The sequence below is a fragment of the Leptospiraceae bacterium genome (genome assembly GCA_016708435.1).
Classification (GTDB): Bacteria; Spirochaetota; Leptospiria; order Leptospirales; family Leptospiraceae; genus UBA2033.
In genome coordinates this window covers 31,194-53,702 of sequence record JADJFV010000034.1, presented here as the reverse complement: position 1 = coordinate 53,702, position 22,509 = coordinate 31,194, and the positions used below count along the sequence as shown (strand labels likewise).

General features: G+C 34.7%; 19 protein-coding genes and 2 pseudogenes. 3 read left to right on the top strand and 18 right to left on the bottom strand.

Annotated features, from left to right (window positions below; translation table 11 throughout):
• Nucleotides 1-9 precede the first annotated feature (9 nt).
• The 9 genes and pseudogenes from ccrA to IPH52_22970 form a co-directional block, all read right to left on the bottom strand.
• Nucleotides 10-1,260, bottom strand: coding sequence for a crotonyl-CoA carboxylase/reductase (gene ccrA, locus IPH52_23010; protein ID MBK7057868.1), 1,251 nt, complete (start codon nucleotides 1,258-1,260; stop codon nucleotides 10-12).
• A 371-nt stretch (nucleotides 1,261-1,631) separates the two neighbouring features.
• A complete protein-coding gene (locus IPH52_23005; protein MBK7057867.1) occupies nucleotides 1,632-2,951 on the bottom strand; it encodes a methyltransferase domain-containing protein in 1,320 nt (439 codons plus the stop codon).
• Nucleotides 2,911-5,340 (bottom strand): DEAD/DEAH box helicase family protein, encoded by a 2,430-nt coding sequence (locus IPH52_23000; GenBank protein MBK7057866.1) that lies wholly within the window; start codon nucleotides 5,338-5,340, stop codon nucleotides 2,911-2,913. The genes IPH52_23005 and IPH52_23000 overlap by 41 nt, the downstream gene beginning before the upstream one ends.
• 47 nt (nucleotides 5,341-5,387) lie before the next feature.
• Nucleotides 5,388-6,119 (bottom strand): hypothetical protein, encoded by a 732-nt coding sequence (locus IPH52_22995; GenBank protein MBK7057865.1) that lies wholly within the window; start codon nucleotides 6,117-6,119, stop codon nucleotides 5,388-5,390.
• 189 nt (nucleotides 6,120-6,308) lie between these two features.
• Nucleotides 6,309-7,280: a hypothetical protein gene (locus IPH52_22990; protein MBK7057864.1), complete on the bottom strand. Its 972-nt coding sequence runs from the start codon at nucleotides 7,278-7,280 to the stop codon at nucleotides 6,309-6,311.
• Nucleotides 7,267-7,920: an AAA family ATPase gene (locus tag IPH52_22985; protein ID MBK7057863.1), complete on the bottom strand. Its 654-nt coding sequence runs from the start codon at nucleotides 7,918-7,920 to the stop codon at nucleotides 7,267-7,269. Before IPH52_22985 ends, IPH52_22990 begins: the two co-directional genes overlap by 14 nt.
• On the bottom strand, nucleotides 7,881-8,288 hold the full coding sequence (locus tag IPH52_22980; GenBank protein MBK7057862.1) for a ParA family protein: 408 nt from the start codon (nucleotides 8,286-8,288) through the stop codon (nucleotides 7,881-7,883). The genes IPH52_22985 and IPH52_22980 overlap by 40 nt, the downstream gene beginning before the upstream one ends.
• 1,053 nt (nucleotides 8,289-9,341) lie before the next feature.
• The gene (locus tag IPH52_22975) at nucleotides 9,342-9,518 is read right to left on the bottom strand and encodes a hypothetical protein (GenBank protein MBK7057861.1); all 177 of its coding nucleotides are present in this window, start codon (nucleotides 9,516-9,518) and stop codon (nucleotides 9,342-9,344) included.
• 303 nt (nucleotides 9,519-9,821) lie between these two features.
• A pseudogene (locus IPH52_22970) lies at nucleotides 9,822-10,016 on the bottom strand (hypothetical protein).
• A gap of 386 nt (nucleotides 10,017-10,402) precedes the next feature.
• Here IPH52_22970 and IPH52_22965 point away from each other — a divergent pair.
• Nucleotides 10,403-10,663 (top strand): hypothetical protein, encoded by a 261-nt coding sequence (locus IPH52_22965; protein MBK7057860.1) that lies wholly within the window; start codon nucleotides 10,403-10,405, stop codon nucleotides 10,661-10,663.
• 111 nt (nucleotides 10,664-10,774) lie between these two features.
• Here the strand turns inward: IPH52_22965 and IPH52_22960 are convergent, their stop codons facing one another.
• The gene (locus IPH52_22960) at nucleotides 10,775-11,932 is read right to left on the bottom strand and encodes a site-specific DNA-methyltransferase (GenBank protein ID MBK7057859.1); all 1,158 of its coding nucleotides are present in this window, start codon (nucleotides 11,930-11,932) and stop codon (nucleotides 10,775-10,777) included.
• Between the two features lie 273 nt (nucleotides 11,933-12,205).
• Between IPH52_22960 and IPH52_22955 the strand changes: the two genes are divergently transcribed.
• Together IPH52_22955 and IPH52_22950 are read left to right on the top strand one after the other, a co-directional pair.
• Nucleotides 12,206-14,035, top strand: a complete 1,830-nt coding sequence (locus IPH52_22955) for a hypothetical protein (GenBank protein MBK7057858.1) — start codon at nucleotides 12,206-12,208, stop codon at nucleotides 14,033-14,035.
• A 53-nt stretch (nucleotides 14,036-14,088) separates the two neighbouring features.
• Nucleotides 14,089-14,829, top strand: a complete 741-nt coding sequence (locus tag IPH52_22950; protein MBK7057857.1) for an amidohydrolase — start codon at nucleotides 14,089-14,091, stop codon at nucleotides 14,827-14,829.
• Here IPH52_22950 and rlmN read toward each other — a convergent pair.
• The 8 genes and pseudogenes from rlmN to IPH52_22910 form a co-directional block, all read right to left on the bottom strand.
• Nucleotides 14,818-15,848 (bottom strand): annotated as a pseudogene (gene rlmN / locus IPH52_22945) (23S rRNA (adenine(2503)-C(2))-methyltransferase RlmN). The gene IPH52_22950 and the pseudogene rlmN overlap by 12 nt on opposite strands.
• Nucleotides 15,836-17,248 carry a Fe-S cluster assembly protein SufB gene (sufB, locus tag IPH52_22940; protein ID MBK7057856.1) on the bottom strand — a complete coding sequence of 471 codons (1,413 nt, stop codon included), beginning with the start codon at nucleotides 17,246-17,248 and terminating at the stop codon, nucleotides 15,836-15,838. Before sufB ends, rlmN begins: the two are co-directional and overlap by 13 nt.
• Before the next feature lie 177 nt (nucleotides 17,249-17,425).
• Nucleotides 17,426-18,022, bottom strand: coding sequence for a peroxiredoxin (locus IPH52_22935; GenBank protein MBK7057855.1), 597 nt, complete (start codon nucleotides 18,020-18,022; stop codon nucleotides 17,426-17,428).
• Nucleotides 18,023-18,542: 520 nt separating this feature from the next.
• Nucleotides 18,543-19,022, bottom strand: coding sequence for a DUF3368 domain-containing protein (locus IPH52_22930; GenBank protein MBK7057854.1), 480 nt, complete (start codon nucleotides 19,020-19,022; stop codon nucleotides 18,543-18,545).
• Complete coding sequence (locus IPH52_22925) at nucleotides 19,019-19,273, bottom strand: UPF0175 family protein (GenBank protein ID MBK7057853.1); 255 nt, start codon at nucleotides 19,271-19,273, stop codon at nucleotides 19,019-19,021. The genes IPH52_22930 and IPH52_22925 overlap by 4 nt, the downstream gene beginning before the upstream one ends.
• A gap of 212 nt (nucleotides 19,274-19,485) precedes the next feature.
• Nucleotides 19,486-19,923: a hypothetical protein gene (locus IPH52_22920; GenBank protein ID MBK7057852.1), complete on the bottom strand. Its 438-nt coding sequence runs from the start codon at nucleotides 19,921-19,923 to the stop codon at nucleotides 19,486-19,488.
• Nucleotides 19,924-19,992: 69 nt separating this feature from the next.
• Nucleotides 19,993-20,268 (bottom strand): hypothetical protein, encoded by a 276-nt coding sequence (locus IPH52_22915; GenBank protein ID MBK7057851.1) that lies wholly within the window; start codon nucleotides 20,266-20,268, stop codon nucleotides 19,993-19,995.
• Nucleotides 20,265-22,328 (bottom strand): hypothetical protein, encoded by a 2,064-nt coding sequence (locus IPH52_22910; GenBank protein ID MBK7057850.1) that lies wholly within the window; start codon nucleotides 22,326-22,328, stop codon nucleotides 20,265-20,267. The genes IPH52_22915 and IPH52_22910 overlap by 4 nt, the downstream gene beginning before the upstream one ends.
• Nucleotides 22,329-22,509: the final 181 nt, after the last annotated feature.

Sequence of the window (22,509 nt, the reverse complement as noted above, 5' to 3'; positions counted from 1 at the left end):
TGCGGCTAATTACTTCTTACCCATCCCTTCACTTGGAGCGCCAACTAGAATCGACATATTTCCATGTGGATGTTTGTTGTTCTTCATGAGTTGGTGGCAAGAGCCAGTTTCGTCGAATTTGAATGTGCGAGACAAACAAGGATCTACCTTACCAGCAATTACTAAGTCGTTTAATCCCTTGCTGTTTTCGTCATTTGCAAAATGAGAGCCTTGTAGTCTTTTTTGTCTCATCCATAAATAACGTAAATCCACAGTAGCGTTAAATCCCGATGTGCCGGCACAGATTACAATCATACCGCCGGTTTCGCATATGAATGCCGATGTGGGTAATGTTGATTCGCCCGGATGCTCGAATACGATTTTTGGATTTATGCCTTTTCCCCAGATGTCCCAGAGAGCTTTTCCGAAGTCACGTGCTTTTTTTGTCCACTCAGCGAATACTTCTGGTTTGTTGATGTCGCTTGTAATCGCTCCCCAGTGTTTGAAATTATTTCTATTAATCACACCTTCTGCGCCAAGTTTTTTACAATAGTCAATCTTGTCGTCAGAGCTTACAACTGCGATTGGTCTTCCGCCTGCCGCTTTTACAATTTGAATTGCCATAGATCCTAGTCCACCAGCACCACCCCAGATAAGAACTGGATCGCCTGGTTTTACATCGTTTGGCTTCCAGTTGTGTAGCATACGATAAGCAGTAGCGCCTACTAGCATGTATGCCGCAGAATCTTCCCAGCTTAAGTGTTTTGGTTTAGGCAAACACTGGTGATCTTGAACTTTACAAAACTGTGCGAATGAACCCCAGTTAGTTTCGTAACCCCAGATTAATTGCGAAGGGGCAAACATTGGATCACCACCTGCTTTGATAAATGGATCATTTTTTTCCCAAATCCCACAGTGGATAACAACTTCATCCCCTACTTTTACATTTGTAACTTCAGAGCCGATTTTATATACAATACCAGATGCGTCAGACCCACCGATATGAAATTTTTCAGGCTCACCTTTTTTATTTCTTGCTCCAATCACATCTACCGGATAACCAAGAGCAGCCCACACATTATTGTAATTAACCCCTGCTGCCATTACCGCAACTAATACTTCATCTGGTTTAATTTCAGGAACATCAATTTGTTCTAATTGAAAAGCTTTTTCTGGATCACCAAAACGCTCTGGACGAATGACCTGAGCATGCATTTTTTTAGGTACTACTCCTATAGGAGGTAACGTTCCCACGGGAACGATTTCTGGTATTTCACTCATAATAATAAATCCTTTCTTTGATAATTACAGACTCTAATCAGAGTTTGAATTGAAAAGTAAAATTTTTACTTAAAAATGACTCCTTGGAATGGTCTGGAATTTATGAACTTCAAGCTATAAAGCACAGGTTAAAAACAAGATCATAGGAATTCCTGCTTGAGAAGGTGATCTTTTTTCCTGTCGCTTCGATACACGACTTTTTCAAATACACAATCTTCATTGTAGACACGCACATTCGACAAAATTCAGTGCACCGCTCAGTGACTGGTCTTTATCGAAATCTATTGGTATAAAGTTCGGTCACTGAGTGATTTTTTTTTCGAATGAAAAAATTTAGTATCGAAGTGCCCAAATACTAAAAAGCTCCTTCCTTAAATCTTAAACTTAATACAAGTCACATAAATAAACTGCTTTGTCTTATTAAGTGTAGGTGTTTTAAATCCAATCTCAGAAAGGAGTAAAGAAAGTTCTTCTTCCCTTGCTTCCCATTTACTAATCGGCTCGGCGATGAGTAGAACACCCATTGCTTTTAAGACTCGATAGGCTTCTTGTAGATACTCTTTGTAATTCGCACCCATTAGGGAAAGGGAAAATACAGTTATATCTACAGACTCATTCTCTAGCGGCAAATGAGAGATGTCGCAAGCGGTAACGTTTTTGTTAATGGCGATATGGTCAAAGGAGAGAACTTTATTATGCGGAATTTCTTTGCGAAGTAAGTCTTCGCCACAACCTAGATCGGCTACAATCATTTCTTTGCGAGTAATCATTTTACCGATTTCTACGTAAGGAATTTCACTCCACTCTTTGCGACGTTCCCGATAGAGAGTATGATAGTAATACCAATCTTCTGGATTTTCGGTAAGCTTTGTATGAGTTGTTTTAGAATTAGAAGTGCTCCAGACTCGATTGAGTGTAGAGAAATCACCTAACGTTCTAGAAAGTTGTTCTACAATTTCCGGTCGAAGGGGAAATACTAAATCCTTTCTCTGAATAATGAATACTTTCCCTTGTCCGATTCTATCTTTCCATTCTCGGAGTGCTTCTTGGGATTTTTTAAATAAAGTATCTAGGGAAGGAATTTTCTTAGAAGGAACGACTCCATCAATCGCTGCATCAGCAAGAGTCTTTTTATTTCGAATTAAATTGATTCGTTGTCTATCCCAAGACCATTCTTTGTCCTCTAACTGAATATAGACTTGTGGAATTAGAATTTCCACTTCTCCGAACTTGGAGCCCTGTCGATAGATTCTTCCCTTTAACTGTGTGTATTCTGAATCAGTCCAGGGAAGAGAAAGGATTATCATACGATTGCATTTTGCCTGAAGTCCATCGACTCCTGTTCCAATCGGACGGGAACCAATGAGAATGTCTATTTTTCCAGAGAGGAATTTCTGCTTAGCCGCTTCTCTTTCTTCTAATGGCTCTTCGCCTGTATAAGTTCCAAACTTAAACCCGCAGGATTTCACAAACGCAACAATCGGCTCTATCATTCCAGTTGTATAATGAGTATATAAAATTACTCCCGAACGGAGATAATTGCGAATTGCCTCTAATTTCTTGGAAAGTAAAATTTGTTCTGCTTTAGAATAATTGGCATTGGATATAGAAAGTAGTTCGTCGAGTAGTTCGCTTGCATCCAATTTAAGTTTAGAGTATTTTCCCTGTAAGTTCTTTGATTTGAATTTCATACTTGGGAATATATCGTAATCCATTTAGGCTGAGATGTTTAAATGCCTCAATTGCATTCGATAAAGTCTTTTCTGTTTTGAAATCAGAGTATTCTTTACCTGTTACCATTTCCAAAAGCGATTTAGCTTCTGTTAAATTATTAATAACAGGAGTTGCACTCATTCCAAGGACATAAAGATTTTTATTTTCAGCAGCTCTACCAATTAGCCGTTTGATAGTTCCTCTGCGAATGCTTTCTAGCTCCAAACTTCTTTGTTTAGCATTATGGATTTCATCAATGGCGATAAAATCAATTTGATTATTGTGAGTCAAATCCTGAAATAACTTTTCAGAATATTCCTGTTGAAACTTATCATAATTTAAAATTAAATAGTTCCTTTCTTTCCGATCAAATTTTTGTCCAGACTTATAATGAGTAAATACCTTGCTATCTGGATAAACTTGCAAAATATTTTTTTCCAATTGTTCAATCGTAGAATTAAGTCCAATGAGTAAAGTAAGCCTTGCATCTACAGTCCGACTACTAAGAATAAACGAAATAGTTTTTCCTGCACCAGTTCCAGACCAATTTCCATATCTATGATGTTTTAAAAGTCTAAATACTGTTAGCTTCTGCATTAGATTAGGTTCATTCTTAAATCTATAACCGTCAGGAGGAGTATATTGCAAGACTTCGTAGTATTCATCAAAGAAGTATTTTTGTAGCAGAGTAAAATTTGTTCCACCTGATTCCGCTTGAAACTGTTCCACTGAATAATCTTTATTTAATACGCGATTCCATATCTTTCGTAATTTATATTGAATAAAGAATTCTACTGTTTCTGCATCACAAGAAGAAACTAAGTTATGGTCTAATATGTGTAAGTCGTCATTCGTATTAGAAAGAGAAAGCAATTTTTGCTTTTCTGTCTTTGGCTCTGTCTCTGTTTCGGTCTCTGTTGTTTCTGTTTCAGAAGATTCTTCTTTATTTTCGCTTCCCTCTATGTCTTCTGTTTCTGCCTCATCTTCGTTCCAATCTTCTTTATCAGATTCTTCCGGTGGCGGTGACTCTTCATAATCATCACTCTCTGCGGCAGCCTGTAATTTCTCTTTGAGTGCCTTTAGCGTATTCTCTTTGTTATCCTCATCTGCAAACACCAAGTCTCTAAATGTCTCAGGCAGCTTTCCCTGGTTGATTATCATTTGTAATTCGACTGCATCCATTTGTAAAAGGTCTTGGTTTTCGATGGAGTGTAGGAATTCTAGGATTTTTGGCTTAGACCAACCAACATTGCAGGTAGGGCAACCGGAACCCCTTTTGTGACTATCAGGAGTTTGTAGAAATTCTCCATGTTCTTTACAAATAATAATAACAGGGATTTTCACATTTAAATATTTAAACTTAGAGTAATCATACTTATGTCCATGAACCTTTCTGAACTGTTCAATAATTTCATCTGTGGAAAAATCTTTGCCAGAACATTTTGCGCAACCTGAACCTAGTTTGTGAATTTTAGGGATTTGAAAGAATTCTCCGTGTTCTTTACAGATAATAGCTACTTTTGTATCATTATTTAAAAATTCTACTTTGGAATAATCGTATTTGTCTCCATGAACTTCTTTAAATTGCTGAATAATTTCTTCTGTAGTATTTCCCATTCCAAGACATTTAGGACAACCCGAACCATGCTTATGACTACTTGGAGTTTGTTGAAATTCTCCATGTTCTTGACAGATAATGATAATTTTCGAATTAGCACCGATATAATCTACTTTTGAATATTCATATTTATCCCCATGGACTTGTATAAATTCTTTGATTATTTCACTTTGAGCCAATTTCATTGTTCCTGAACATTTAGGACAACCATTGCCTTGCTTATGACTATTGGTATTCTGCGAAAATTCTCCATGTTCAGGACAAATGATAATAATGGGACTTCTAGTATTTGTGCATTCTGTTTTCGAATAATCGTATTTATTCCCATGAACCTTCCTAAACTGTGCAATAATTTCTTCCCTTGAAAGACCTACGCCAGAACATTTTGGACATTCTTTTCCTGCTCGATGGTTATAAGGAGATTGTAAAAAAACTCCATGTTCTTTACATATTATCATAACCTTTGAATCAATATTTTTATAATCTACTTTCGAGTAGTCGTATTTATTCCCATGAACTTCTTTAAATTGTTGAATAACTTCTTCATTGGATAGTTTTGTATTTCCACTACATTTTGGACATTGTTGTCCATTTTTATGATAGTAGGGAGATTGTAGAAATTCTCCATGGTCGGGGCAAATTATTAAAACTTTGGAATCCGTATTTTTATAATTCACTTTAGAGTAATCATATTTATCACCGTGGACTTTTTTAAATTCTTGTATTATTTCTTCTGTTGTTAATTTCATTCTTTCTGTATATATTTCAGTATATTAAATTACTATTATTCAGAAAATTAGACCAATTCACTTGCTTCAATGGATTCATGTAAAAGCTTAAAATACTGCTTATAGGTATTCGCAACATAAGTCAAAAAACCATTGTTAATTTCTATTTCTTCATTGATTTCGGCAATACATTTTAATTGTAACAGTTCACTCTTTTGTTTTATATATTTTACTATATGCTCTTGATCTTTGATCGTGTTTCCATTTTTGTCTTTGACTAAAAGTTTTCCATCTTGATGAACAATCAAATTGCGAATATTCTGAATATTTTTTATTTCGCTCCATATTTCTAAATCTTTATACACATTAAGTTTAGCTTGGCTTTTTAGATAATTAGTTGAACGATCGATTCCTTTATCTTTTTTGAAATCGGTAAATTTATTTTCCAAAGATTTTTCTGATTCATATAATAAGCTTAGCTTATTTAATTCATTCTCAAAATAATTGCATAATGTCAATAAGGCAGATTTCCGTTGCAAATTTGAGAAATACTCATTGAAGACCCTGCGAATATCCCAATCCTGACTATTTAATCCATCATGAACTTGCATTGTATCGAGCAATTCAATTTCTGGTATTTCTTCAAGTATAACAGTTTTCTTTTGTAACTCATATTCATCTATAGAATCTTGAACCTGCCTTTCAGTATTCATAACGAATTTTTCAATCAGTTCCATCGAAAAAGCTACATCATTTTTATACCAAGTTGATACATATCCTCTAAATGCAGATTTTTCCATAACGCAATTCTCCTTTTTATTTGCCATTACCCGCTCACCTAATCAATCAACGGAAATATTCATGGTGGTAATTTGTATAAGTCCCACACTTTAGTGCAAGGAAAGCTTTTATTCTGAATTATGAAATTACTCTATCAAAAATATTTCCTTCATCCAACCAATACACTTTTATCTATTCCGACATCTAATTTAGTTAAAAAGGGAAATCGCCTTTGGTTTTTTCTTACCAATAGAATTTATAGAATTTCTTATTTCCTTTGTAGCAATTTCAATATCTACATTTGTAAAATCACTAGAATAAACTTCCTTTAAATACGTTAGCCGCTCTCGAATTTCTTTTTCAGATGCATTGAGAATAAATACTTTAGAAGGTTCTTTAGGTTGCGCAAAAGGATGGAGTTCGTAAATATTATTAAATAAATTAATATTCTTTTCATTAATCCCGCATTTTAATTTCATCAATTCATCTATCGATGTCCAGTATTTTCGGATTGAATCTGAAATTTGTATTGTAGCTTTTTGAATATCAAACTTACTAAGCTTAAATTGTTCTTTAACATATTGTAGAGAAGAAGCAATTTCTTCTCTAGTTGCCGTTGTCAGATTTATTTTTGGACGATCAAAGGGATGGAGTTCGTAAATATTTTTAAATAAATCAGTATTCTTTTCATTAATTCCACATTTTAAATCGATCAAATCATCTAAAGACCTCCAATATTTTCTGAGTGGAGAGTCTGTAATCCGAATCGTAGCTTTTTGAATATCAAACTTACTAAGTTTAAATTGTTCCTTCACATATCTTAGAGAAGATGCAATTTCTTCTCTACTTGCAGTTGTCAGATTTATTTTTGGTGAAAGTTCTGAATTTAAAATTTTACAAAGTCTTTTTATCTTATTGTCATTTTCTACAACGATACAATAAATTTTTTCTAGCCCTAAGTGTTTACAGGCATAGTAGGTTAAATGGTTTGATACTACTTCATATTCATAAGAACCAGTGCTAGTTACAATGACGGGAACCGGATTATAATTTCCATTTTTTCCTATTTCCGATGCAATGCCTAATATTAAGTATTCGAATATATCGTTTGGCTTGTTTTTTACCGAAATGTTGTCTAAAGGTAATTCTTTTAGTTGTCCAATATCATTAAAGTTTCCCATCTAAATACTCCTTTGCAAAATCTAGATAAATTTCTCTTACAATTTTTTGATTCAATACTGCAGGTTGGTTTTTAAAGTCTGATTCAGGAATTTTTGCTAAAAATTTTATTCTATAAATTTCATCTTTTAGTGATTTTGGAGAAAAAAAATAGCTAAGCGTTTTTTGTTCATCACTGCTTTGACTATTTATAATTTTTTTAATTTCTTCCTGTGTAATTTTATTTTGTGCGTCTGTGTAATCTTCCCCATTAAAAAATATTGGTAGTTCATAAGGGCATCCATCTTTTCTATCTGCTCTTACTTCAGGAAGATACTTCAAAACTACTTTACTAGAATTATGAAGAGATGCGATACTATTATGCTTTGCCGGAATCAGAACAATGTCAGATGCATAAACAGAGCTTTGACTAAAAAAATTCCAATTGGTAGGACAATCAATAATTATATAATCAAAGTTTTTTCTTTGAGGGTCTAGTAAATCTTTTAATCTAGCACTACTTTTTTCGATAGCCTTTGTATCATTAGAATCGAATCCATCATCACCGGGAACTAAGGAGACTTCAGTCGAAACTTTCTTAGCATTACCGTATTTTAATACCTTTATACTTTCTCCAATGAGATATTTTGAGTTTTTAAACAAGTAGATAATGGTATTTTAACTTTCCTTTCTATAGCTCCCATTACTCTTGTTAAATCTTTTTGCTGTAAATCAAAGTCGATTAATAATACTTTTTTATTTTTCATAGCAAGTACTGTCCCTAAATTAGAAACAGTTGTTGTTTTACCAACACCACCCTTATCATTGTAAACACTGATAACTAACGCTTCATTTGATAGATCAAAAATTTTGCTCTTTATAAAATTAAAAGTAGCAATTATATTCTTTTCATTCAATTCAATTAAATCAGTTGCGGGGATAACAACTGTTCCGTGTCGTCTGAAAAGTTGTATAACAGAACCATTGGTAAAAATTCCCCATTTAACAGTCTGGCAGTTTTCACCTAACATATAATCTCTTAGTTGTTTTTTCACATCAAGATATGCAGTGCTGACTTTTGTGAAGATTAAAGGGTTTCCTTTGATAGCTCTTCCTTTGACTTCTATTAATACAGTTGGATTCTTTTTATCTACTATGAATATATCTGTCCCAGTATTCTTCCTGAGTGCAAAATCAACATTTATTCTAGGTTTTGATGGATCAGTATTAAACTCTGGAAGCTTCTCGTTATCAGAAAAATTAAATACCTCCTTTATTATCGGTTCAACAAAAAAACTACTTACTAGTGGCTCCATTGCATCATAAGGCAGCTCTTTCAGTTTCTTTTTTAAATCTAATGCCATAGTTTTGTTTACCTTTTAATATTCTTTGAAACTTATCGTGTCGCATCCTATAAGAAGGCACTGAAATTTACAACAATAATTCTAGGCATTTCCAATAATTTCAGTATTTTTTCCTGAAATGAAATTCTTATTTTTCATGCAATTCGCAATCTGAATTCGATATCGGCTTCTTACTCAATAGTTCTTGTTCATCCTGTCTAAAGAAGCTTCTCTAGCAGGAACTAAAATAACCGGTATGCATTCGCATTTTAAAATTCCATAACGGGAATGATGACCTTCCCTACCCAATGCTGTCAGCTTAAGAAAAAGGAAAAAAGGAATTAACCGCGAAGGGTAAGAAACACCCAAGAAAAAACTGAATTCAATTACTAGATCCCTTCGTGATCTTCGTGCCCTTCGTGGTTAAAAATTTTTATGTTACCTTCCCAACCCCCCTCCCCTTTACCGATAAAATAAATTCCCAATCGGAACGGTTCATATCTCGCAAGATGGAAAGTTACATAGAAAGACTCTCGACGGATGGACAGAAGTTACAGAAGACGAAGTTCCAACTGAAACCTTTAATGGAGAAATTCAAACTCTGTATAATAAAAGGAAATTTGTATTAATTACTGTGTATATTAAATAGAGACAAACAAACACTATCCGCACCACAACCAATAAAGAAGCCTTCCGTAATTTTCGTAAAGTCGCAGTGGGCATTTGTTGTATTCTTTACTATTAGAGGATAGATTGTATATTTTTTTCTTTCAAAGCTGTAAATTTACAAATTTCAGAATAGTCTCTGTCTTTATGTATAATGGTTGCGTGGTTTTTAATAGCGATAGCCGCAATGAGGCAATCCACTGAAGAGCGGATCGTAATCCCCTTTTTACGGGCTTGGCGGTAAATGGCAATTGCCTCTTCGAAAGTTTACTTTGACTTCTTTTTATTTTTACTTTTTACTACTTTAACATCTTTTCTCATTTCAGAAAGATCACCAGACCAAATTCCATTTCCTTGAAACTCAAATATTTTAGAAAACTCGTTTACACGAATAAATTCTTTCATTGCAATCGTAACTGCTTCTGTGTAGGTTTTCTTTTGAGAAAGACGTAAAGTCTGTTCTAGTATATTCTCATCTAACACAAGATTTGTACGTTTCATACGCATACTATGATTCAATGTGTATTCAAAGTCAAGTAGTAAAATAAAGAGTTCCCTAATCTTACCGTTTTCAGCAACTAATTTCAACCGGTTACAATTTGTAACCGATTCATTTCCTTCCTTCAAAAGTCTACTTTTTAGAACCTTCCAATAATTTCTTTCCAATTGAAAATCAGCTTGATTGGTGAGTATAGCAATAACATCCACAATCGAAAAATACCATTTTTCTTCCTTTTCATCCCATTGTGTTTATTACCAATCTTTACTCACAAATACCATTACGTATAACAAAACGGTTAATGCGTATATACCAATGATAGTATCAAAGATACTCTTAAGAATAGTGCCAAAGATAGTCTTACATTTTTATGACTATATTTGATACTATCTTTGATGCTTTCCTTCACAATAAGATTCATAAATCGTTAACTTATCGTAGAATTATCTGCTGAACTACGTAATTATTGGAAAAATATTTTTCTACTCTGTTGACAAAGAAACCTTCTAGAACGAGAATATATACATGTCTTTGAATAGCGTTTTTAAAATAATAATGCATGCAAGGACTAAACGATATTATTCTATTAAAACTTAATCTGCGGCTAATACTATATAGTCGCACAAAGGAGCCTATTATGGCAAAATTAAAAAGTATTCTTTCTAAAGAAATCAGCGGACGTATTGGTGATTTAATCTTCTACCAGCGAAATGGAACTAATTGTATTCGGAGCATGCCCTCCTCTTACAAAGACAAGGGAAGTGAAAAGCAACTCCTTCACAGAAAAAGATTTTCTGCGACTGTTAGGCTATTTCATATTTACCGCCATGCCTTACGTTTTGAAATCAAAGAAAAGAATTCAAACCTGTGGTCAAGCGCAATGCGTCATCCGCAATAGTTCATCTTCCCACTGCCACAGGAGAAATTATTTCTTATACGTATACGTTTAGAAAGACAGTGTAAGTCATCGGTGGTGATCTTCTAATTTACAAATAACGCCCATTACCCTCTACTTCAAATTCCTAAACACTACACAACGGTTTGAGTTTGTTCCTTTTTCGTTATTGGAAACATTCCAGCAATTGGAAAGCTTTGTAAATTTTTGGGTATTGATATAAGTTTTTTCCCAGGAAAGACCTGTGCCGGTGGAGGCGTGAATGACTACATCGTCGAGGTTAATGAGTGTTTTCCCCGAAAGGACATCGCCTACTTCCATAACAAGATGAGCGTTTTTCTTCATTACCCGCGAGCATTCTTTAAGAGATGCCTTGATGAATTTTGTCCAACCATCTAAGGAATGAAGCATGGAAATTTCTTCTGTTAGTTCAGAGCCAATATCCATGAACCAGCATTTCATCCAATTGTCTTCTACATAGTTTACTTTATCTAAGAAAGGAGGAGAGGTAACTACAAAGTCAACAGTAGATGTTTCAATGCCTGTCATTTTCTCAGAGCTATGATTTGTATAGAGATTCTTTTTCGAAAATTCATGATAGAAAGGAGGAATGCCTTTACTTAAATCCCGTTTTGCTTTGGAAAGAATTCTAGATTTTATATCTCTATAATCAGGTATCTGTTTGCGTTTACTATTATTTCTCCGCTGTGACTCCGGAGAGATAGAAAATTGGGGAAAGGTATAGACAGAAAAAAATCCTTTCGAGTGTCCATGCAAACGAGAGAGAGCGGTTAACATGATATAATTCATCGTGTGAGAGGAATCTTTCTTTGCTTGCAGTCTGAGATTTTTAATTTCTTTTAGAGTATCTTTATGAAAAAAAGGAGAAAGGTCTTCATCCATTTTCGAGTCTTCTGCTTTTTTACTCAAATCCAGAGAAGCAAGTTTTTCACTTATCTCAGCTAGACTTGGAATTACCTGTCTTGATTTGGCAAGAAAAAGAGAAAGCGGGTTTATATCATTGTGAATGGCGTAGTGACCGTCTAGATTGGCTTGGATTGCAGTTGTGCCACGTCCCCCAAATGGGTCTAGAACCACCCTTTTTTTCTTTCCCAGATATTCCTGGATGAAGAAGGAAGGTAATTCCGGCTTAAAGGCTGCTCGATAACTAACTGCATAATGGATTGGATGCGCTTGTCTTTGTTTGGCTGTCCAAAATTCACCGACTGAAATTTGATTTAGATTTTTTTTTGCTTGACTAGAATCTGACATGAATTATAAACCCTCATCTATTCCATCGGAGAGATTGTAAAAATTGCGTTAGCATAAAAAATAACGCAATCTAATGAGACAGAATACGACTAATCCAGAGTTTGGAATTGGAAATTTTTTGATAAAAATAGATTGATTTTAATTATGAAATAAATATTCTAATAAGCTACGCTCTCGTTTTTCCTTTTTCTGTCTCATAACAGGTTGCCGAAGAGTATATTAGTAGAACCGAGAAGACTCGGAATTATTTTATTGAGGATTGATTAAACCAGAATGGCTGAATTTGATAAAACTAAAAAAGCAATCGGCGTTGGCGGCATGGCTGAAAATGAACGCAACGATATGTTGAATAAATTTAAATCTGCTGGTGGGAAAGTTGTCCGCGAAAAAGAAGACAAACCACAGCAACAACCTCGTAACACACAAAAAATGAAAGCCCTTGGTGGTAAAGATGAGAAATCTAAATCCTCCTCTTCAGGCTCAGGCAGCGAAAAGAAGGTATCTCCAGGAATGTATAGAGGCATTGGTGGGGGTGATGACGATGATGATGGAACAGAAGTAAGCATTACCAAAGCTCAAATGGGAGCAATGGATGCAGAAATGAGCAATTTCACAAACAGACTTATCATCAAATTCAAATGTTGGGCAAATAACGTAACTACTTTTGGAAACAAAGACCTACTTCCAAAGTTCATGTCCGAGTTGCGCGTTGAATTTCAGCAAGCCCTCTTGGAGTTCAAAATTGCAGGAAGCGATATTTTAGGCAATCCTCAACTAGGTCCTAAGATTACCCGCGAGTTGGATCGCATTTCCCCAATTTACGTAGAATTGATTGGTAGAGCGCATAGAATCTATGATACAAATGAAATCAATGATTTGTTTATGGATTATTCTTCAAATCCAGATATTCCTGTTCCTATTACAAGAGTTTCTAGACCAGTCTATTCGATTTTCAAAAAACTTTACTACTTATATCCTTACCAGGCAACTTATAGAAAGGCTGTGCTTACAGCTTATGAAGTTTTACAAAGATTAGAAAACAAACCAGCTATTATCTATGCAACCAAGAAGAAAAAGATTTCTAGCGAAATCTCAGTTGTATTCGATAAGATGTTTGAAAAACTCTATTACATCATTATCCGAAATGAAAATAAAAACATTCCAATGGTTTCTCTTTACATGGAAAATCTTCTTAACATCCTCGAAAGTGAAAAACCAGGTAAAAGAAAGGCAGGCGAAAATCTTCCATTAGAAGCCGGCGGAGATAAACCAGAGGAAGAACCAAAATTAGAAGAGAAAAAAGAAGACTCGGATGCAACCAAAGCAGATAATCAAGAACTTGCTTATGGTAGAAAGTTAATGGGTGAGGTTTCTATCGAACAGCTTCGAAGAAAGTATGACCAACGAAATGAGCTTTTAGAAGTTCCAGACACCGACAAAGCACTTTTGACCTATCTATTCTTTAAAGAATTTGACTATGAATACTCGTTTGTATTGACTACAAAGAAAATCAATGTAAAACCATCAAACGTAAACGGAACAAAAGTAGACAACAAACAGAGACTTCTGAACGTATACGAATTGACTAGACCTTGCATGGAGCAGTTTAAAATCTATGTAGATGTATTCAAAGAGCAAGCAATGCACAAAGCCAACCCGGGAACCAATTACATTGAAGCTTCGAAGAAAACAACAGGGCTTGAACAAAAGAGAAGTCAGCAATCACGCAATGTTCGAGTTACGATCAAGGATTATATCGAAAAATCATATGACTCCTTTAATATGCTGATTGAAGATATGAAAGGACCTTCTGAGATTGTTGGAAATATGGAAGAAATCATTGCGTTTGATTCCATTGAATCTAAAAAACGTCTTCATAAGAAACAAGTGAAGCAATGTATTATGGAAGCATACTGTTATTCCTATGCCTTTGCTTCCAGGTTAGCCGAAGGTGGTGACTTGTATGGGGGACTAATAGAATTAACCCCTGAAGAGATGTTAGCTTCTTTTGGCAAAGATTTATCCGGTGAGGATCTAAGCATCAACAGTTTAATGGATTCAACCAAAAAAGCAGAAGCACCCAAAGAAATGGGCGACTTATGATGTTCCAAATTCAATCGTTTATGTATTAAAATTAGCAAAGAAAAGAGAGTAAAATGAATATAATTAAGATTACTGTATTCCAAAAGAATATTAACACCGACGTATCGAGAGATCAAAAACAAAAGTTGATTTCGCAGAAATCTGATTTTTTAATTCTTCCTCGTTTCTTTCCCACACTTGCGAAAGTCAGCGAAAAGAGCACCTTACACAATCATAAGATTTATGTGGACAAGCTCCTAGAAATTTCGGAGTATTACAAAGGGGTCATTATCGGTGGCACAGTGCTTCGCGAGGTTAATGGCAAAATCTACGAATCCTGCCCTATCATTCAAGACATCAATGTCATTGATTGGTATGATGCAAGAATCCCAGAAAAAACAGGTGATTTGCCTGTAACCGCTGGAGAAAGTGAATCTATCTTTATTTTGGGCGGTGTTCGCTTTGCAATTTTAATCGGAAATGAAAGTAAAAATGAAGCCTACCTATCTCATATCCAGGAAGAGAAAGTAGAACTACTACTTAACTCCTCTTCCATTTACAATACAGATACAGAGCCTGCTGAATATCTAAAAGACTTAGATTTGTTTTCTGAGTATTCAAGGAATTATTCTTTGAATATAGTGCGTGCGTCTGGAATTGGAAGACTCTTCAACAACAAAGAATTAAGCGGAAGAAGTTTTTATTCAAGCAACACAGGTATCAAATGGAAAGTAGCCTCTTTCGAAAATCAAAATGAAATCATCAAGACGGTAAACATCAACGTCCTAGAAACAATTCATTCTTTAACCTCGTAGAGACAACATGCCACAAGCCCCATGAATATCCTTACCTGGGGAGCGACGATTCATAATTGGAACTCCCGCGGGCTTGATGAGTTCTTTAAAATGCTCTACTTCTTCTTCGCTTGGTCTAGACCAACCATTGAATTCAGTATTGAGTGGAATTAAATTAATTTTGCAATTCACAGAGCGGGCAATCTTTACTAGCCTACGAGCATTCTCTTTTCCCATATTAATATTAGGAATCATCACATACTCAAATGTAATTTTTCGATTTAGTGTCTTTGTAAAATTACGCGCTGCAGTAAGAAGTTTTTCTAGCGGATACTTCTCATCTATCCCCATAATGGTCTTTCGTGTTTCTGGATTTGGATGATTAAGAGAGATAGCAAAATTAAAAGGTTCATGATTAGCGACAAATCGGTCTATACCGGTAATGACACCCGCAGTAGAAATAGTAATTCGTTTGAGCCAATGTTAAAGGCATCAGGGTGATGAAGCATATGGGCAGCATTCATTACAGAAAAATAATTGTGCATAGGCTCACCCATTCCCATAAAGACAATATTGGTTGCTCGGTCCCCTACTAACTTCTCCACTTGCATGACTTGGTCTATAATCTGCCAGGTCTTTAGATTGCCTTTAAAATCTAAAAGTCCAGTGGCGCAAAATTTACAGGCAAGAGTGCAACCAATCTGAGAAGAAATACAAATCGTCTTACGTCCATCATCCCCCGAAGGAATCCACACTGCTTCGACTTCTTTGTCTTCCTCTACTTTGAAAGTCATTTTATGAGTTCCATCTTTGGAAGTTAAATGACGACCTACTTTTAAACTAGGCAGCTCTGCGACTTCGTTGAGCTTTGCGATTAAAGACTTGGAGAGAGTGGAAAATTCTTCAAAAGAAGAAAGCCTATCTCGATAAATGCCTTGAAATAATTGTTTGGCTCTGAATTTTGGCTCACCTAGATTTGCAAAAAAATCTTCTAGCTGAGAAAGGGTCAGACCTTTAAGTATTGTTTTCACTTTGTCAATTTCTCAACCTTAGGCGCTTCGGCAATTACTTTGCCATCTTCTAAAATCATTCGAATGAGTCTTGTCATCTCGACCGAATACTCTACGTTTAACTCTTTTACGATACTTTCACAAAATCCGTTTACAATTAGAAGCTTTGCATCGTCTTCACTTAATCCGCGGGATTGGAGATAAAAAAGTTGGTCTTCGTCAATCTTAGAAACAGTCGCTTCATAGTTCAAAGAGCCATGCTCTCCACTGATATCATTATAGGGATAAGCATGAGAAGAGGAATGATCGTCCATCATGAGTCCGTCGCATTTGATATGACTAAATGCATCTTTAGAAGAAGGCTCAAATTTGACTAAACCACGATAGGAATTTACCCCACCGTCAAGCGATACACCTTTTGCTAAAACATTGCTACGAGTATTTTTTCCAATATGAATAATACGTGCTCCTGTATCCTGCACTTGTCCATGACCGGCAAAAGCAAGGGAGAGAACACTTCCAGTTGAATGATCGCCTTTTAGAACAATCCCCGGATACTTAATAGTATTCGCTCCAATATTACAATCTGTCCAGGTAATATGAGCGGATTCGTGGCATAAACCTCTCTTCACTGTCCAGTTGTACATATTCTTCTTCCAATTCTGGATAGTTGTATAATTTATCTTTGCATGCTTGTGAGCGATTAACTCTACGACTGCTGTGTGAAAATTGGTTCCTTTGTCTTGCACAGAGCTACAGCCTTCACTGTATTCAATCTCTGCTCCTTCGTCAGCAATGAGAAGAGTTCTTTCATATTGTCCACTACTCGCAGCAGTTACTTTAAAATAAGCCTGTAGCGGCATAGGAGTCTTAACCCCTTTCGGACAATACGCAAATGAGCCCCCACTAAACACACAGGAATTGAGGGCAGAAAATTTATTATCGCCTATGGTGACTATCGTTCCAAGATACTTTCTTACAATATCCGGATACTCTTTAATAGCCGTATCTATATCACAAAATATAATTCCAAGATCAGTTAATTCTTTTTTAACGTTTGCATAAACGGTTTCAGAGTCGTTCATGGCTTCGATTCCAGCCAGATACTTTCTTTCATGCTCGGGAATCCCAAGCTTCTCGAAGCTTCGCATTACTTCGGGATCTACATCGTCCCAGGACTTTTTCTTTTTTTGATTGCTTCCTACATAATGTGTATAAGAGTCAATGTTTACATGAAAATCAGGAAAGAATCCCCAGGTAGGCATTGGCTTTTGTTCATAAACTTCAAAAGCCTGGAGGCGAAACTCTGTTAGCCATCCGGGTTCATTTTTAATATGCGAGATAGACTCGACAACCTTACGAGTCAAACCCTTCGGAAAATTATCCGCCTGGTAGTATTTGTCGTTATCCACTAATTCCGTTGTTGTCATAGTTATCTCCTAGTATAATACGAGTAATTGATTGCCACAGAGACACTGAGTCACAGAGGGCTTATTTAATTAGCTTTCTACATGAATCAATATGAAGTATCAATGTTCATGAATCAAACAAAAATAATTTAACTCCGTGTCTCTGTGCCTCTGTGGCAGAAATTGATTTCTTAAAACTTATTTATTTACTGCTGAAAAGTATTCTTTTGATTTTACAACGTCAGGCGACATTGTTTTTCCACCTTCAGTCCAGTTAGCCGGGCAAACTTCGCCGTGCTTTTCGTTGAACTGAAATGCTTTTACTAAACGAATTGCTTCGTCGATATTTCTTCCAACAGGAAGATCATTTACAGTAGCTTGACGGATAATTCCTTTTGGATCAATGATGAATGTTCCTCTTAAAGCAACACCTGCATCGTCACCGGAATCAATTAATACTCCGAAGTCTCTTGAAATTTGTTTTGTGATGTCAGCGACTAATGGGTATTTGATGTCACCGATTCCACCTTCTTTTCTAGCTTTTTGTTTCCAAGCAAGATGAGAAAATTTACTGTCGATAGAAACACCGATTACCTCAGCGCCTATTTTTTTGAATTCGTCTAGCTTTGCATCATACTCTACAATTTCTGTTGGGCATACAAATGTGAAATCAAGTGGGTAAAAGAAAAGCACTACCCATTTTCCTCTGTAATCTGATAATTTTAAATTTTTAAATTCCGAACCGACAACAGCCTCTGCTGTAAAATCTGGTGCAAGTGATGTAACTTGTGGCATTATTAATCTCCTCTTTTATAACGTTTAGACCATTCTATGATTGCAATCCTAGAAGAAAAGTAAGATTTTTTACTAATAGAAGGAAAACAGAAATAGAGAAAATGTCATCCTAAATTCAAATAAATTACAGACACGAATCCCGTGTTTGCCGAAACTTTCTTAGCCTTTGCTCATAGACTTTGAGCGTTTAACGGCGCGTTGGTAAAGTTTACGAAAAGATTTTGAGTGTTTAACTAGAAGACTTTGAGCGTTTAAGAATGGATTTTGAAACACTGGGAAAAGATTTTTTAAATAGGGAGAAAGAATTAACCATGCTTCGACGCTGCTCAGCATAAACATCCGGGCGCGAAGTTGCTAGTTTTGGGAAAGTAAAGGGGAGATTTGGAAGAATGATTATGACATATACTCAGATTAGATTGGTTTTCGGATTTTTAATCCTGTTGTAAATCACTTTTAGGATATTTTACAAGGCAATATCCAAAGTCTTTTAGAAATTCAACCAATGGGTCTTTACAAATTGTCATACAGTTTCTCCTACACTAATTAAAATCCTTTGAATCAATTCATTGGATAAATATATATTTGAATTTTTAATTTTTTCAATTAGGGGTTTGATTTCATTAATTATCTTTTTTTCTTTTGCGATGACTAATACGCCCATGCTTCCAATTGTATTGATGCTTTTGGATTTGGCTTTTCTTTTGGCACGCTCGTCATCGATTAACAACCAATCTGCATTTAGCTTTTCATATAGAATCATGGCTTCGATTTCTCCACTACCCAAAAATTCCATTTCAATTGGAAAATCTTTTTTATCTACAGGAATTACTTTCCCTATAAGGAATCCGCGCAATTTCTTGGCTTCTGGCTTTGCATCATGGGTTACTTCTTCATATACAGCTTGTGGAACTTTTACTTCACCAAATAGTTTTTCCAAGCATTCCAAAGAGTCACAGATGGCAAGTGTGATTAACGCAGAGCTATCCGCAATTAGAATCAAATTAATGCCTTACGTAAGTTTGTTAATTCTTCTTGCCTGTCTTCTTCTGAAAGGTCAAAGGCAGGGATTTCATTCTTCTTACATTCTTCCAAAAATTGATAGATGCTGATTCCGGCAATACTAGAAGCTTTGCCAACAGAAATCTTTCTGTGCTTAAAATAAAATAATGCGATACTTAGCCTGATTTCTCCACCAAGCGTATTCTTATCATAACTTAAAAAACTATCGGGTAGTTCTATTGTGATTTGCATTATTTTCTCCTCAATGCTTTTAATCTTATCCTAATGAAATTTCCTGTCAAATAGAAATATAATTTGCGAGAAGGTTGCGTAACATCGCCTTCTCAATCTTACGTGTTTACTTCCTCGCCGTTTTGGTAGAGTTTTATAATTTCGTGAAATTTTTATGTAGGGTTACAATGATATTACCCGGTGCTAGGCAAAGCTATTATAACTCATAACGTTTATAAATCTACAAAAGCATCTTCCATTTCGTAATGGCGTAATTGTATTTTTTCTTTCCCTCGAACAATAACTTTATTATCCTCTTTTTCTAAACAAAATTTATCTTCTTTTTTACTATATAAGATATTAGCTAATGCAACTCCAAAAGTTAAATATTTTTTTCCAGTATAAAGCATTCTCTTTTTATGGTTAGCACTATGCTTTACTTCATTTTCGTTTTCAAGAAGTCCTTCTACTTTAATGTTCAGTTCTATTTCTTGTTCATTTTCATCATAAGCAGAAAAGTAAAATGAGTTACTTTGTAATAGCGAATATACAACATAAATCTTTTCGTCTTTTAAATCTTTTTCGGATGCTGTTTTCTTTAATGGGTGAGTTGAATAGATATAATTTTGTATATCTGAATAGGGTAGTTCTTTTGTTTTGCAATGATTCAATTCGAACTTAACTTTTTTTACATTTGAAAATGCAACACCTAAATCAGCATTTATTAAACCTCCGAATGCTTAAATAAAATTGGAGAATGGTTTTAATCCAATTTCAATATCAACTAATCCTGAACTAATAAGTTCAATTTTATCCATTGTGCTGTAAGATTTATCCGATTCTGGATAAGCAAATCTTTTACTAGTTTCAAAAACTCCTTCTAAGTTTCCGTATGGTTCTAATTTTTTTCCATTCTCAATATATAAGTCCATCAAATTGATACGATTATTTGGCATATTGATAAGGCAATAGCCATACCCTTTAAATAAATTTACAAGTGGATCGCTGCATATCATTTGTTATTCTCCTTATTATATAATATATATCGCTTATTCTCTTCCGATTCTATCTCAATATTTCCCATTTCTAATGCAACTTCAAATGAATTATTTTCAATAATAAAACTTTCATAAAATAGTTCTGTAAATTTAATAGCATCTCCATCTAGGATAAAATTATTTATTCCAATAGCGCAATTGATTGTTTCAGCCCGTGACAATATTTTTGCATGTTCTGCGGAGTTACATGCATTCAAAATTACTAATTCCATCGTATGCTTGTTTAATTTATTCGTATCATTTATTATTCTGGCTAATTTTTCTGGAGGGATTTCAACTTCTTTCTTCAATTTATCCGTCGCAAGCAGTCCCTTTTCTGAATCTGAATGAGATGTGATATGCAAAATATCAGGCTGATATTTTTTTAAAAATATTGCAAGCTTATCTTTTGGTGTGGATAGTTCATCTATCAAAGTGAAGGAAGGCTTAGTATTCAATAAATTCTTAATAAAGTTGCATTCATCCTCAGCATTTATTTTTTTTGTTTCTATAGATTGAAAACTGATAAATAATATTTTCTTTTTGCTTTTAGATTTCTTATTTGGTTTCTTTTCCTTGGTAACTAATTTAGTTTCTTCGTATATCTCTTTATGTATCTGACTTTGTATAGAAATATCTTTATCAGATACAATATCTTCCTTTTTAATTGGAAGGTAAATAGAATAATTGCTTCTGTTTACAAGCTCATGACTTTTGGGACATTGAATTTGTTTCCCTCTATCTAATTCCTCTATCAACTGTTCATACAAAAATTGATTGGGTTCATTACTGGTTTGGCACTTGGAGCAAAGACAACGGATATATAAGTTTACTCCAATATTTCTATGAACCTCTCTTAACGATTTCACTACTTCATGAAATAGCTCAGAATGATTTTCCGTAAAACTAATTTGGATTTCTTTTAAATTATGAAATGCTTCAATGAGTGACTGTGAATGATGTGAAGTAAATAGAATTCCATTGTTCCAATAGTTCTTCAAATCTGCTTTTTCACCAAATCGAGAAATCAATCGAATCATAATATTCTCATTTATATATTTTGGATACTTTAGAAAGAGAAGACTCTTCTCTTTCCATAGCTGATCTAAACCTATTATCCTTTCTTTTGTTAAGAACTGACTCGCAATATATTTATCTTCACTTCCGGGTTCTTTAAAGCATACTTCAAATTTGATAAGCATTTCTAAAAATTTGTCAATTTCTTTATCAGAAAGATCTAGGTCTTCTTTTTCTTTTGGTTTGAGTTTTTCTCGAATATATGCTTTATCAAATTGTCCTTTTCGCCATTCAAGTTCCCTATCTAAAATTTTATAGACTATATTTATAATCCAGAGCGGATTAATAATTACCATATCCTTTAGTTGTTCTAAATCTCCAAAGTAAAGAACAGAACCAATATCATGTAAATATTTGAGCAAAGTGCCGTGAGCAGATTCAGAAATTTTATTACGTTTGCAGTGCTCAATAAATTTTTCTAAACTAATGTAATGTATACCGCTTTTTGCAAAAGCTTGTAATTCTTTTTTTAAATAAAACCATGATTCTGGCAAACAAATCTTAACGCTGTTGCTTAATTTTTCATTCTCACGAAATGCTTCCTTAATAGCACTCTCTACTCGATCTAATCGAAAAGGAGTTTGTGCACCAAGGTGAAGAGAATCCAGTACATTGTATTCTTCTTTCAATTGATTCAAATCGTCCGGGTAAATTATTTGTTCTGGTTTTTCTACTTGACTTTGAACCATGATAACTGGACTAGCCTTACCAAGATTATGAGCCATATCCAACCAATAATCATATAGAAAGTCAATTCCATTCTCTGGATTGTTTTTTGCTTTTTCAGACGTGACTTTATCCCATACTAAAAGATACAATGCCTTTTCTGAAAAAAAGAAACGATGGGTAGCATGGTATAGCTTTTGACCGCCCATATCCCAAAAATTAAGAATTAAAGGATGCTCTTCATTATTCTCATCTCTAATTAATATTTTGTCGACTACTGCACAAAAAGTGGACACGATTTTAGGTTTCCAAAAGGAGACCAAGTTGAGAGTATATACAAAAGAATTTAAATTAGAGTCAGTAAGACTTTACATTGCAAATGAGAAAATAAAAAGAGAGACATAAGAATGCCATATGCAAAAGTTGGATTGAGAAACATATGAATGAAGCTGTAAATAAACCAAAAGAAAAGCCCAA